This is a genomic window from Pseudomonas sp. D3-27 (assembly GCF_051132165.1).
Taxonomy (GTDB): Bacteria; Pseudomonadota; Gammaproteobacteria; order Pseudomonadales; family Pseudomonadaceae; genus Aquipseudomonas.
On record NZ_CP071667.1, the window covers coordinates 3782821 to 3798324 of the forward strand.

Here is a 15504-nt window from a genome sequence, read left to right on the forward strand (position 1 = left end):
TCAACGACCCTGCGCCGCTTTGGCCGCCTGCTGTTGCCGAGCCTGTTCGGTCAGTCGAGCCTTTTCTTCGGGACTCATCGCCTCCAAGCGCAGGCGGGCCTGGGCGATTTTCTCCAGTTGTCCCGGGCTGTTCTCCTCCGCCCGCAAGGCCGTCGCCAGCGACGCCACGGTCGGATGATCGAAGACCAGTCCCGGATGGATGTCGCACTGCAACAGCTTGCGAATGCCGGCCACCAACTTGATCACCAGCAGCGAGTGACCGCCGGCCGCGAAGAAGTCGCGATCGATGCCCAACCGTTCGAGCCCAAGCAATTGGGCCATGCGCGCAGCGAGCAATTGTTCGAGTCCATCACGGGGTGCGACGCCCTCTTCATCGCTCGTCGCGACGGCCAAATGCTGCAACGCCTGGCGATCGATCTTACCGTTGGCCAGCCGTGGAAAGCGTTCGATCAGGTGCCAATGCTGCGGCACCATCACGCCGGGCAAGCGTGCGCTCAGCTCGGCGCGCACGGTGTCCAGCACGTCCGTAGGCAAGCCTTGCGCTGCCACGATAAATGCCAGCAAACCTTGCTCGGCCGAGGTGGCTGGCACCACCAGCGCCTCGGTTACTTGTGGCAGGCGCAGCAGCTGGGCTTCGATTTCCGCCAGTTCGATACGGAAGCCCCGCACCTTGACCTGCTGATCGCGCCGCCCCTGCAGTTGAATGCCGCCGTCCGGGCGATAACGCGCCAGGTCACCCGTGCGGTAGAGGCGCTGCGCCGGATCGAACGGGCTCTGGATGAACGTCTGTCCATCGGCCCCGGCGTTCAAATAACCCCGGCACAGTTGCGCCCCGCCCAAGTACAACTCACCCGGCACGCCCACCGGTGCCAGGCGTAAATCAGCATCCAGGATATAAACCTGATTGTTGCCCAGCACCTGGGTCAGCGCCGAACAATCCTCAGCGGCACCCTCCAGCGACACCGGATGGATCATCACCCCGACCGTGGCTTCCGTCGGCCCGTAGTGGTTGAACACCCGGCAATCGCTACGCAACCGAGCGATGCGCTCGATCAATGTCGGCGCAATCGGCTCACCGCCGAGCACCAGGGTACGCGGCAATGTCGCCTGCTCGCTGTCGAGCAATGCCGCGAGGTGCGATGGCACGATTTTCAGGCAATCGATCTGTTGCCGCCGCATGAACGTGGCAAACAACGCGCCGTCCTGCATCTGCTCGTCACTGGCAACGTGCAGCGTCGCGCCATTGAACAGCGCGCCAAACAGCGCCGTGTTGCCCAGGTCCGCCGCCACGGTGGAGCTGAAGGCGACATGTGTGCACTGATCCAGCGCCAACGCCTGGCTGGCCTGGGCGGTGTAGTTGAGCAATTGCCGATGCTCGATCACCACGCCTTTGGGCACACCGGTGGAGCCGGACGTAAACAACACATAGGCGATGTCGTTGCCCTTGGTCGCCCGCGCCGGCAAGGGCTCGCTCGACGGACTCAGCCCGGCCAACGTCAGCACGTTACATGGCGGGGCCTGCCACGCCGGCAGGTGCGCCGCATCGGTGACCACCACTGCGGCGCCCGCCTGCTCCAGCATCAACGCCTGACGGGCCTGGGGCCATTGGATATCCAGCGGCAGATAGGCCGCACCGATGCGCCATGCCGCCAGCATCGCGATCACCAGATCCGCCGAGCGCGGCAAGGCCAGGGCGACGATCGAGCCCTTACTCAGGCCTTGCTCTTGGAGGCCGAGGGCCACGCGTTCGACCTGCTCATTCAACTGGCCGTAGCTCAAGGACTGGTGGGCGTCGGTCAGCGCGATGGCCTCCGGCGTCCGTAGCGCCAGGTCCGCGATGCGTTGCGGCAGATAGCGGTTATCGCTCAATACTTGCATCGGCGGGTTGATCGCGCGCAAGCGCTGTTCCTCGCTGTGGCCCAGCAGGTTGAGCTGCGCCAGCGGCGTTTGCGCATCCGCCAGGATAGAGGCCAGCAGCACGTCGTATTGTTCCAACACGGTGCTGGCGGTGGCTTTCGAATAACGAGCGTCGGCGTATTGCAGGTCGATCGCGGCAAGCTGCTGGGCATCCTCCAATCGAACCTGCAGCAGTAGCTCAAGCGGATCGGTCCGGACAGGCAAAGACTCCTTCCACTTCAAACCGGCGTCGCTGTAGACGAAACTTGCTCGACCGATCGCGAAACCATAGGCCGGATACGCCGCGTAAGGTGCCAGTTCGGGCACCCAATACTCCTGCCAGGTGCGATGCGCCTCAAGGCCCGCCGCCAACTGCATCAGCCACTCACTGAACGGCGCGTTGGGGGGCAACGGCACGCAAAGCGGCAGGGTCTTCTCGAACACGCCAATGGCGCTGGCGAAGTAGTCATAATCGCTGCGGCTGTCGTGACGCACGCCCACCAGTGCCTGATCGGAACCGCTCAGGCGTCCCAGCAGCACCCACCATGCGCCCTGTAATAACGTCTCCAACGGTTGCCCGAGCTCATCGGCCAAGCGCTGCAAAGCATCGCGCCGGACCGGTTCCAGCTCCAATGAAACACGGGCACTGGCGGTCCCGCTGCCGGCGCGGCGTGCCGCCAGCCATGGCGTGTCGATCTGCGCCTGCAAACCTTGCAGATGTTGCTGCCAATAGGCTCGCGCGGTGGCGGCATCTTCATCCAGGACCACTTCGCTGCGCCATTCCAGGTACTGGGCGAACTCTCCCGGCGCTTCGTCTTCCGAGCACTGGCCCGCATACGCTTGCCCTACCTGTCCAAGCAGCAGGTTCATCGATGGCGCATCGGCACTGTAGCGGGCGATGCCCAGCAGCAGTTGCCATTGCCGTGGCGCCAAACGATAAATCACCGCCTGGACGCCAGCCGATTCGCCGACCACGAACGCCCGGCCGAGGGTTTCGTTGACCTGTGCCTGGACCTCTGCAACGGGCTGTTCGCTTGCGTTTATCGTCAGCGGGAAGCGCCCGGCCTGGGCAACCTGACGCAAGCCGTGGAAACCTGCGACCTTGACCAACCGCGCCAGCAGCATCGGCTGCTGCGTCGCCAGCCTGTCGAAAGCGCCCTGCAATCGCTGCGGGTCAAGGTTGCCGTCGATAGCCACGCTTACCCAACGCAAGGCCTCGCCAGTGGTCACCGTGCCCGACAATTGCTCAAGGACCCGTTGCTGCTCGGGCGCCAGGGCGAAACCCGCGTCCTGCACGTCCATCATCACCTCGTTCATGCTCCGGTTTCCTCGGTACTGAATACGCCCCGGGCGGATTGCCCGACGGTCGCGGGCCGTTGCAGGCTGGCGTGGTCGTACATATCACCCATGGCGACCACGATCTTGCGTGGCCCTTCGAACGGGTCGCGGGCATGGGCCACCAGCATGTTGTCCAGCAGGATCACATCGCCTTTGCGCCAGTCGAAACGCACCGCGCACGCTTCGTACAACTCACCGATACGCGCCATCACCTCGTCTTCGATCGGTGTGCCGTCGCCGTAGTAGACATGCCGGGGCATGCGGTCCAGGCCGTACATCGACAACAGGTCCTGGCGCACGTCCGGCTCCAGCCAATGGATGTGATGCAACTGCACTTGGTTGAAGAAAGATTTTTCCCCGGTGATCGGGTGCGTGATGATTGCCGGCCCTGGCGTACGGGTTTGCAATTCATCGTTATCGAGCCAACGCCACTGGATGCCGCCGGCCCGGCAACGGGCCTCCACTTCGCGGCGATCCTCGGTCTTGAAGAAGTGCTGCCACGACACGTCGAGTTTGTCGGTGAAGGTGCGTACGTAGAGCAGCCCCTTGTCCTCGAATTTTTCGCGCAGGTCCGCCGGCAGTTTTTCGTACATCAGGCGGCAGTCCACCACCGGGGTCGCGCCGCCCACGGGCGCCGCTTGCTCGCAATAGAACATCTGCTTGCGCGGCCAGCGATCCTGGTGGGAGCTCTCGTTGTGGAACAGGATCATCTTGCGTTCCGGGTATGGCGTGGAACGGTAGGTGTTCTTGCCGCCTTCCTTTTTCGGCAAATCGCCGTACTGGCCGTACAACCCCGGTTGAATCGCTTCGGCGAACGCTTCGAAACCCTGGATGCCGTCCAGCTCGAAACCACGGAAGAGGATGCCAGCGTGTTCGGCCAGCTTCTGCTCGATAAATGGCCGGTTTTGCCGGACCCACTCGATAACGTCGAGGTGCGGGTCGCCGGGCTCCAGCATCAATGGGAACCGCTGTGGCGCCGCCACCAGGGATTCACGCACCAGCGCCGGACGCGGCCGCGCGGCCGGTGTCGCCGATCGCTTGAGGAACTTGCCCAGTTTGTCGGCCTTGGGCCCCGGGACGTTGGCAGGCGTGGCGGCTGTCGCCACGTTGTCGACTGGCATGCTGATAGCTCCCAATTGAATATCCTGATCAGCGACGATCTGTTCCAACAGGGTCGTCCAGGCCCCGATCAGGTACTGGACGCGCCCATGTCCGAACAAGCGTGTGGCGAACTGCCAATTACCGCGCAATTGCCCTTCTTCTTCGTCAACGAACAATGCCATGTCGAATTTAGAATGGTTCTGCAGCGCTGGCAGGAACTCCACGCTCAAGCCCGCCATGGAGCGCGTGCGCACCGGCACGTTGTTCATCACGAACAGCACCTGGAGCAACGGGTTCATGCCTTTGTGACGAGGCACGCCCGAGGCATCGACGATCTGGTCGAACGGCAAGTCCTGATGCTCCAGCGCGCCGAGCAAGTCGTCCTGGGTCTGGGCCAGGAACCGCGTGAACGTCATGCCCGCATCGAAGCGCGAGCGCAGCGGCAATACGTTGACGAAGAAGCCGATCAAGCGCTCCAGCTCCGGTTGCTCGCGCCCCGCCACGTCAGCGCCCACCACTAGATCCTGCGCGGCGCAGAGGCGATGCAACAACACTTGGAACGAGGCCAGCAGCGTGCTGTACAGCGTGACGCCGGCTTCGCTCGATAGCCGCCGCAATGCCGCGCTGAGGTCGGCAGACAGTTCGAACTGCAACGCATCGCCCTCATACGACGAGGTCTGCCCGCGAGGGTTGTCCAGCGGCAGGTCGAGACGCCCGTTGTAGCCATCGAGCCGTTGCTTCCAATAGTCGGCCTGGCGCGCCAGTACGCCTTGCTCTTCCAACGCCTGTTGCCAGAGGGCGAAGTCATGGTATTGGACCTCCAGCGGCGCCAGCGGCATCGGTTCATGGCGCGAAGCGGCTTCGTAGATCTGCACCAGTTCGTTGATCAACAGCCCCATCGACCAGCCATCGGAAATGATGTGGTGCATGGCGTACAACAACACGTGTTCGGTGGGGTTCAGGCGCAGGATTCGCCCACGCAGCAGCGGCGCCTGCTCCAAGTCGATCGGCGTGCGAGCATTGTCCAGCGTCGCCTGGGCCACCTGTTCCAGCTGGGCACCGGGCGATAGATCGCAGAGATCGACCAGCGGGAAATCCAACCGGACTTCGTCGGCAATCAGCGCCAGCGGATCGCCTTCGTCGTCCTGGACGTACGCGGTGCGCAGTACGGCGTGACGGCGCGTCACTTCGGCAAAACTGCTCATCAGGCGTTCGACCGATAACTCGCCGCACAAGCGCAGGGCCATGGGCATGCCATACGCCGAAGTGCCACCGGACAGCTGCTCGGCGATCCACAACCGCCGTTGCACCAGCGACAGCGGAGCCGATTGCCTTGGCCCGTGGGCCTTGAGCCGGACCTTGCTGGAGTCGCCGGCGCGCACGCTTGCATCACCGGTCCCGCTCATCAGCGCCGCCAATGCGCTGAGGCGTGGATGATCGAACAGATCACGCAAGCTCAGCGGATAGCCCGTGAGTTTGCGCAGCCGAGAGATGGCCTGGGTCGCCAGCAATGAGTGACCGCCGCGCTCGAAGAAATGATCGTTGCGACCGACTTGTTCCACTTCCAGGACTTCACGCCAGACGTCGGCGATCTGTTGCTCCAGTTCGCTTGCGGGTGGCGCGTAACCGTTTTGCGTCGCCCCGGTTTCCACACCCGGCAACGCCTTGCGGTCAAGCTTGCCGTTGGGGGTCAGCGGCAGGTGATCGAGGAACAGCCAGTGCGCCGGGATCATGTAGTCGGGCAGATGCTCCTTGAGGCGGGCTTTGAGTGGATCGCGCAGGGTGTCGGCATCCAGCGAGGCCACCACGTAGGCGACGAGTTGCTGCCCGCCCGGCCCTTCCTGGGCCAGCACGGCGACTTCGTTGACCTCGGGCTGCTGCAACAGTCGCGCCTCGATTTCCCCCAGCTCGATACGGAAACCACGGATCTTCACCTGATGGTCGATGCGGCCCTGGTATTCGAGCACGCCGTCGTCGCGATAACGGCACAGGTCGCCGGTGCGGTACAGGCGTTCGCCGGTGGTGGAGAACGGGTTGGGCACGTATTTTTCGGCGGTCATCGCCGCGCGGCCAAGGTAACCCCGGGTGATGCCCGCGCCGCTCAGGTACAGCTCAGCGGACACGCCCTGGGGGACCGGTTGCAGGTTGGCGTCCAGCAGGTAGCTGGCGGTGTGCTTGAGTGGGCGACCGATATTGGCCGTGCCGCCCTGGGTGCGGCGGGTCCAGGTTGAATAGGTGGTGTCTTCGGAGGGGCCATAAAGGTCATAGACATGCTCAATCCCACAGGTTAGGGGTGTTGGGTAGAGGGCATCCACCAGGCTCTGCTTCAGCGGCTCACCGGCCAGGTTGATGATGCGCACGCTCTGCGGGATATCCCCACTGCGCTGCAACGCCGCGATGGCCGAGGGCACGGTGTTGATCAGGCGCACCTGGTCGCGGGCCGGCAGGTGCGGCAGTTCCAGGGCATTGCGAGCGATGATCAGCGAACCGCCGTTGGCCAGGGTCACGAACAGCTCCCACACCGACAGGTCGAAACACACCGAGGTCGAGGCCAGCACGCCTTGGATGTCGTCGCGGCTGTAGACGGTTTTCGACCAGTCGATCAGCGCCAGAACGTTGCGGTGGGCGATGGCCACGCCTTTGGGTTTACCGGTGGAACCGGAGGTGTAGATGACGTAGGCGAGGTTGTCTGGTGTGACCGCTGTGTCCGGTGTTTTTAAGGGATATGAGGTCAATTCAACCCGATCCAGCATCAGCACTTCGGTTCCAGCCGGAACGGTCAACGTCAAAGCCACAGCCTGCTCGGTCAACAGCACCTTCGCCCGACTGTCGTCGAGCATGTAGGCCACGCGCTCGGCCGGGTAATCCGGGTCAAGCGGCACATACGCGCCGCCAGCCTTGAGCACCGCCAGCAAGGCGATCAGCAGTTGCTCGGAGCGCGGCATCGCCACGCCCACGCGCACTTCCGGGCCGACGCCCAGCTCGATCAGTTTATGGGCCAGACGATTGGCACGGCCGTCGAGTTCGCTGTAGCTCAGGCGAATATCATTGAACGTCACCGCCAAGGCATCCGGCGAGGCTTCGGCTTGGCGAGCAATCAGTTGGTGAACGCAAACGTCTTGCTCGAAAGGCGCATCCACCGGATTCCAGTCATGGATCAGGCGCTGGTGTTCATCGAATTCCAGCATCGACAGTTCACCCAAGCACAGCTCGCCATTAGCCGTCATCTGTCCGAGCAACTGAGCCAGATGCGCCGCCAACCGCTCCACGGTAACCGCCGAGAAGCTCGCCTGCTGATAACTCATGTGCACCGACAACTGCCGCTCCAGCCCCACCAACAGCGTCAACGGATAGTTGGTCTGTTCCTGGGTGATCGGCGAACCAAAGCGCAAACCGTCCGGTGCGCCCTGCTCCAGGGCCTCGGCGATCGGGTAGTTCTCGAACACCAACAAACTGTCGAACAACGCGTCGCCGCCCTGCCCGGCCCAGCGCTGGATGTCCAGCAACGCGGTGTGCTCGAACTCGCGCAAGGCGAGGTTCTGCGCTTGCACCGCTTGCAGCCAGCTGTCCAAAGACTGCTCGGCCCGAGGGCTGGCGATCACCGGCAAGGTGTTGATGAACAAACCGATCTGCTGCTCGATGCCAGGCAGGTCCGCTGGGCGACCGGCCACCGTCGCACCGAAGGCAACCGTTTCCCGACCGGTGTAGCGCTGCAACAGCAGCAACCACGCCGCCTGCACCAGCGTGTTCACCGTGACTTTCGAGGCACGCGCGAAGGCTTCCAGGCGACGGGTCAGGGCTTCGTCCAGCACCTGCACATGATCGCCATAACCAACACCAGCGTCCGTGGGTTTGGCCACCGCGTCAGCCAGCCGCGTCGGCGCCTCCAGGCGTTGCAGCAAAGGTTTCCAGAACGCTTCGCTGACCGCCGCGTCCTGGCGTTGCAGCCAGGCGATGTAGTCCCGATAACGACCGCCCGATACGGCAACGGACTGCCCGCTGTAGCGTTGCAGCACTTCGCCGAGCAACTGCGAGTTGCTCCAGCCGTCCATGAGGATGTGATGGCAGGTGTAGATCAGGTGATAACGATCGTCCGCCACGCGCACGACCACCAACCGCAACAACGGCGCCGCGTCCAGGGCAAACCCTTGTTGGCGCTGGGCCGTTGCGAGGTTTTCCAGACAGTGAGCCAGGTCAGCATTTGCGCGCCCGTCCTCAAGCTGCAACACAACGTCGACGCGCTTGTACACCACCTGCAATGCATGCTTGAAATCGCCGTCCCAGACAAACCCGCTGCGCAGCACGTCATGGGTATCCGTGGCCGCCTGCCAGGCCAGGCGGAAGCGTTCGACGTCCAGCCCTTGGACCTCCACGCGCATCTGGTTGATGTAGTGGCCGGCCTGTTGCTCGTACAGCGTGTGAAACAGCATGCCCTGCTGCATCGGCGACAGCGGATAAAGGTCCTCCACCTCTCGCGCCACCAGCGGCAACGCGTCCAATTGCTCCTGGTTCAGCCCGGCGAGGGGGAAGTCCGAGGGCGTGAAGCCGTGGCGTTCGGTCTGGCAACAGTGGTCGATCAGCGCCCGCAATTCCCGAGCGTAATCCTCTGCCAGCGCCTGGATCGTCGCTTCGTCGAACATCTGCGTGCTGAAGCTCCAATCGATGCTCAACTCACCGGCATAGACGCTGCCATTGAGAGTCAACCAGTTATCCAGCGGTGCCAACGGACTTTGCGCCGCGCCCGCCGATTCGCTGGCCGGGACAAACAGCCCATTGGCCGCTTCGTTGAAGCCGCTGTCGAACTGCCCCAAGTAATTGAAGGTGATGCGCGGCACCGGCAGTGCCGCGAGGGCACGACGCGTCGGTTCATCGCCCAGGTAACGCAGCACGCCGAAGCCAAGCCCTTTGTCGGGGATCGCCCGCAGTTGCTCCTTGATCGCCTTGATCGAGCCTTCGGCGGTCGCCGTCGGGGTCAGATGCACCGGGAACAGGCTGGTGAGCCAACCCACGCTGCGGCTCAGGTCCACATCATCGAAGAGGGCCTCGCGGCCATGGCCTTCCAACTGGATCAAGGTCGACGCCTGGGAAGTCCAGCGGCCGATCACCCGGGCCAGCGCCGTCAATAGCAGGTCGTTGACCTGGGTGCGATAGGCCGCGGGGGCTTGCTGCAACAATCGTTGTGTCAGTGCTTTGTCCAGCCGCGTCTGGACTTGCGTCCCATGACACCGACTCAAATCACCTTGCGGGTGGTCGCAAGGCAGGTCGGGGCGAGCGCCGTCCAGTTGCGCCTGCCAGTAAGCGACTTGGCCTTGCAACGCCGCACTGCTGGCATGGGCCTGCAACCGTTGCGCCCAAGTCTGTGCAGACGTGGTCTTGGCCGGTAACGTCGGCATCTGGCCGGCCTGCAATTGGTCGTATGCCTGTTGCAAATCTTCCAGCAGCACCCGCCAGGATACGCCGTCCACCACCAGGTGATGAATCACCAACAACAACCGCTGGCTGCCATCGGCCAGGGTCGCCAGGACACCGCGCAGCAGCGCGCCACTGCCCAGTTCAAGACTGCGCTGGGCGTGTTCGGCCAGGCGTTCGAGGGCCGGCGCGTCGGGAACCTCGGCGGCCCACAACAGCGGCGAGCGTTGCCACAACGCACGTTGATCGGCCAGGGTGTTATGGCGAGCGATCCAGGCGCCATCCTCATGGGAGAAGGCCAAGCGCAACGCATCGTGATGTTCGACCACGGCCTGCAACGCCTGCTCCAGATGCCCGGCGTGCACCGGCCGCACGCCTTTGAGCAGTACCGACTGGTTCCAGTGATGGGGCTCGGCCATGGCCTGCTCGAAAAACAACTGCTGGAACGGCAGCAGCAGCGCCTCGCCTGTCACCGGGCCCTGGTCGATGACCGGCCCGCCGTCTCCCGTTGTCGCCACGCCGGCCAAACCCTGGATGGTCTGGTGCAGGAACAGGTCCTTGGGGCTGAAATGAAGGCCGGCCTGCCGGGCCCGGCTCACCACCTGAATGGAGATGATCGAATCGCCGCCCAGCTCGAAGAAATTGTCGGTTACACCCACGCGCTCGCGTCCAAGCACGCTTTGCCAGATATCGACCAGCGTCTGCTGCTGCGCCGTCATGGCTGCGATGTAGGCCTGGGGATGGGCGCTCGGCTCGGCCTTGGGCAGTGCCTTGCGCTCGAGCTTGCCGTTGGGGCTGACCGGCATTTTTTCCAGCCACACCCAGTGTTGCGGCACCATGTAGTCGGGCAAGGATTGGCTCAGATGTTCCCTGAGGCGTGCTTGCAGCGCCTGGCGAACGGCGCCATCGGCGGCGAGCAGCTCGGCGCGCGCCGGCACCAGATAAGCCACCAGCAGCGTGCCGTCCTGGGCCAGGACCACGGTTTCGCGCACGGCATCGTGTTCGGCCAGGCGCGCTTCGATTTCACCCAACTCGATGCGCAGGCCACGGATCTTCACTTGATGGTCGATCCGCCCGGCGTATTCGATCACGCCGTCGGGGCGATAGCGGGCCAGATCGCCGGTCCGATACAAGCGCTGACCATGGCCGAACGGCCCGGTGACGAAGCGCTCGGCGGTCAACGCCGCGCGTCGGTGGTAACCCCGCGCCAGCCCTTCGCCCGCCAGATACAACTCGCCGATCACCCCCACCGGAACCGGCGACAATTCATCGTCGAGGATATAGGTGCCGAGGTTGGCGATCGGTTGGCCGATGGGCACGCTGTCGCGGCCCTCCTCGACACAGGTCCAGTGAGTGACGTCGATGGCCGCCTCGGTCGGGCCGTAGAGGTTGTATAGGTTGGCGTTCGGCAATTTAGCGAACACCTGCTGCTGGGCATCCACCGGCAGCGCTTCGCCGCTGCAGACGATCCGCTTCAAACCGGTGCATTCGGCCACGCGCGGGTCCTGCATAAACGCCTGGAGCATTGACGGCACGAAGTGCAGCGTGGTGATGCCCCGGGCCGTGATCAAGTCGATCAACTGCGCCGGGTCACGGTGGGCGCCCGGCGCGGCCACCACCAGCGTCGAACCGGTCAGCAGCGGCCAGAAGAACTCCCACACCGACACGTCGAAACTGAACGGTGTCTTTTGCAGCACGCTGTCCGAGGCATCGAGGCCATACGCCTGTTGCATCCAGCACAGCCGGTTGGCCAGGGCGCGATGGCGATTGCCCGCACCCTTGGGCTTGCCGGTGGAGCCGGAGGTGTAGATCACGTAAGCCAGGTTTTCGCCGTGGACCTCGACGCCTGGATTGCCGACGCGGCTGGCATACAAGCCGTCATCGGGCAGGTCCAGCACCAGGCTGCGCAGCCCTACCGGAATCGGTAAGGAATCGATTAAATGTCGCTGAGTCAGCAGTAAGCCGATGCCGCTGTCGTCGAACATGTAGGCCAGGCGATCGCGCGGATATTCGGGGTCCAAGGGCACGTAGGCGCCGCCGGCCTTGAGGATCGCCAACAGCCCCAGCACCATCTCCACGGAACGCTCCACGGCGATGCCCACCAGCACGTCGGGGCCGACGCCCTGGTCGATCAACCGATGGGCCAAACGGTTGGCCCGGGCGTTGAGTTCACGGTAGCTCAGGCGCTGCTCGCCGAAGACCAGCGCAGGCGCGTCCGGGGTCCGGCGCACTTGCTCCTCGATCAGGCTTTGCACGCTGCGGTCGAGCGGGTAATGCTGCGCCGTCGCGTTCCAGTCGCTGAGCATGTGCCGGCGCTCGTCCTCATCCAACAGCGCCCACTGCACCACCGGGCGATGCAGGTCTTGCACCAGCTCGTGCAACAGGTTGAGCCAATGCCGGGCCATGCGCTCGATGGTCGCCGGCTCGAACAGATCCGTCGCATAGGTCAGGGCCGCGTGCAAGCCCTGCGGGCCCTCGACCGTGTCCAGGCTCAGGTCGAACTGCGCGGTACGCTGCGTCCAGCCCAGGGGCTCGACGCAAAGGTCCGGCAAGGCATTGGCGAACGCCGAATCGGTTTCGTTGCGGTGGTTGAACATCGCCTGGAACAACGGGCTGTGGCTGAGGTTGCGCTGCGGCTGCAAAACATCCACCAGTTGCTCGAAAGGCAGGTCCTGGTGCATCTGCGCGGCCAGGGCCGTCTGCTTGAGCTGCTGCAACAGAGCGGCGCCGGTCAGCCCATTGTGAAACTCGCTGCGCAGGACCTGAGTGTTGACGAAGAAACCGATCAGTCGCTCGGTTTCCAGTCGTTGACGGTTGGCGATCGGCACGCCGACGCGGATGTCGGCCTGGCCGCTGTAGCGGTGCAGCAGCGCCTGGAAAGAGCCGAGCAACAGCACGAACAGCGTGACGTTTTCCCGTCGGGCCAGGGCCTTGAGGTTCGCGCTCAAGGCAGCGTCCAGCCTGATCGGCAGGCGTGCGCCGCGCAGGCTTTGCTGCGCCGGGCGCGGACGGTCGGTGGGCAGTTCCAGCAGCGGTTGCTCACCGCCCAGTTGCCCGGACCAATAGGCCAATTGGCGATCCCGCTCACCGGCCGCCATCCATTGCCGCTGCCAGACGGCGTAGTCGGCGTATTGCACCGCCAATGGCGGCAGATGCGCTTGCTGGCCTTGGACGAACGCCGAATACAGGCTCATCAGGTCATCGACCATCACCTGCAAGGACCAGCCATCGGAGACGATGTGATGCAGCGTCAGCACCAGGATGTGATCCTGCTCATCCACCTCCAGCAGTGCCACGCGCAGCAATGAATCAGCCAACAGATCGAAGGGGCGCTGTGTCTGCTGTTCGACAAAGGCCTGGATCTCATCCTCTTCCAGGCGCTGCTCGACGAAGTCGACCTCACCCTGTTCGCGAATGACTTGGCAGGTGCGGCCATCCTCTTCGGCGAATACGGTGCGCAAACTTTCGTGACGCGCCACCAGCGCGGCGAAACTCTCGCGCAGCGCATCCTTGTCCAGCGTGCCGCGCATCTGCAGGGCCGTGGGGATGTTGTAGGCGGCGCTGTCCGGGTCCATTTTCCACAGGAACCATTGGCGTTCCTGGGCAAACGACAGCGGCAGTGGCGCATCGCGAGGCACCGGCACCATTGCCGGAGCCTGTTCGCCTGGCGTGGCCTCGAAGGCTGCGACAAACGCCTGCAAGGTGCTGTGTTCGAACAGGCTGCGCAGCGGCACCTCGATGCCCAGCACCCGACGGATTCGCGAGACCACTTGGGTCACTAGCAGCGAATGCCCGCCCAATTCGAAGAAGTTGTCCTCCAGGCCCGCGCGCTCAAGCTTGAGCACGTCCTGCCAGATCGCCGCGACTTGTTGCTCGACCTCACTGCGAGGCGCCACGTAGGCCTGTTGCAGATCGCTGGCGTCGGGCGCCGGCAAGGCCTTGCGATCGATCTTGCCATTGGGTGTCAGTGGCAATCGGGCCAGGAACAACAGGTGCGCCGGGACCATGTAGTCCGGCAACTGCGCCTTGAGGGCTGCCTTGAGCGCGACGCGCAACGGCGCATCGGGCTCCGGCACCGCGCCGCTGGCAGGCACGACGTAGCCCACCAGTTGCGCACCGGTCGGGCCCTCGTGGGCGACCACCACGGTTTCGCGCACGCTGTCCTGGGCCAGCAGCGCGGCTTCGATTTCCCCGAGTTCGATGCGCAGGCCGCGGATCTTCACCTGATGGTCGATGCGGCCGAGGTATTCGACCACGCCTTCGGGGCGATAGCGGGTCAGGTCGCCGGTGCGGTACAGCCGTTCGCCGGCGGTGGAAAACGGGTCCGGTACGAAGCGTTCGGCGGTCAGCCCCGGGCGCTGGAAATAACCACGGGCAAGGCCGGCGCCGCCGATCAGCAGCTCACCCGGCGCGCCGGGCGGATTGAGGGTCAGGTCGCCGCCGACGATGTACAGCGCGGTATTGTCCAGCGGCTGGCCAAGGAACGGCCGGTCGCGCTCGGGGCTCAATGGATGCGCGGCCGACCAGATGGTGGTTTCGGTAGGGCCATAGAGGTTCCAGAGCTTTGGCGAAAGCGCCAGCAGTCGCTGCGCCAGTTCCTGGGGCAAGGCTTCGCCGCCGCACAGGAATGTCCGGCCGGCGAGCACCGATGCCCGCTCATGGTCGAGCAGCATGCGCCAGCTCGACGGCGTGGCTTGCAGCACGCTGATGTCGTGATGCTCGACCAGCGCCAGCACCGCTTGCGGATCCTGATGCACGTTCTGCCCGGTCAGGACGATGCTGGCCCCGCCGCAGAGCGGCCCGTAGATTTCCAGGCCGAAAATATCGAAGGAGAAGGTCGTCAGCGACAACATGCGATCGCTGGCCGCGAGCCCCGGCTGGGCGATCATGCTGGTGATGAAATTGCTCAGCGCACCATGGCGCACCATCACGCCCTTGGGCTTGCCGGTGGAGCCGGAGGTGTAGATGACGTAGGCCAGGTGCTCGCCGGTCGGCGATACGGCCGGGCAGGTTTTCGGAGCCTCTTGCAGCGCGGCGTCCCGCTGATCGAGCAGCAGGGTCCGGAGCGTCGACGGGATCGGCAATCGCGCCTGCAAACGGGCCTGGGTCAGCAGCAACCCGATGCCGCTGTCTTCGATCATGTAGGCCAGGCGATCCTCGGGATACGCCGGGTCCAGCGGTACGTAGGCGCCGCCGGCCTTGAGGATCGCCAGCAGGCCGACAATCATCTCAATGCTGCGTTCCACCGCGATGCCCACCAGCTCGCCGGGGGACACACCCAGATCAATCAAGCGGTGGGCCAGTTGATTGGCGCGGGCGTCCAATTGCCGATAGCTCAGGGATTGTCCGTCCACGGTCAGTGCCAGTGCGTCGGGGTTCTGCTGCGCCTGTTCAGCGATGCGTTGGTGGACGCACACGCCTCCGGCGCCGTGGTCGGCGACGCGCAGCCATTGCTGTTGCGTGAATCGCTGTTGCGCCGGGTCGAGCAGCGGCAGTTCGCCGACCCGCTGGCGGGGTGCATCGACAATGCCTTGCAGCAGGTTTTGCCAATGCGCGGCCAGGCGCTCGATGGTCTGCGGTTCGAAGAGGTCGGTGGCGTAGGTCAGCTCCGCGGCGATGCCCTGCTCGGTTTCGTAGGTACCGAGGGTCAAGTCGAACTGGGCGGTGCGCCCTTCCCACGTCAGGTCCTCGACGCGCAGTTGCGGCAGGTGCGTCTGCCGGCGACCCGTAGCATCGGCGTTCTGGTGGTTGAACATCACC

The 15504-nt window shown here is 64.3% G+C and carries 2 protein-coding genes (1 of these 2 only partly in view); both read right to left on the minus strand.

All coding sequences use genetic code 11. The features are described 5' to 3' along the window. Positions 1 to 3213: a non-ribosomal peptide synthetase gene (locus J3P92_RS17140; protein WP_434648445.1), complete on the minus strand. Its 3213-nt coding sequence runs from the start codon at positions 3211 to 3213 to the stop codon at positions 1 to 3. Continuing rightward, positions 3210 to 15504 carry the 3' portion of a non-ribosomal peptide synthase/polyketide synthase gene (locus tag J3P92_RS17145; RefSeq protein WP_434711740.1) on the minus strand. 1187 nt of this gene lie beyond the right edge of the window, so only the last 12295 of its 13482 coding nucleotides appear in the window; the start codon falls outside the window, past its right edge — the gene reads right to left on this strand; the stop codon is at positions 3210 to 3212. Before J3P92_RS17145 ends, J3P92_RS17140 begins: the two co-directional genes overlap by 4 nt.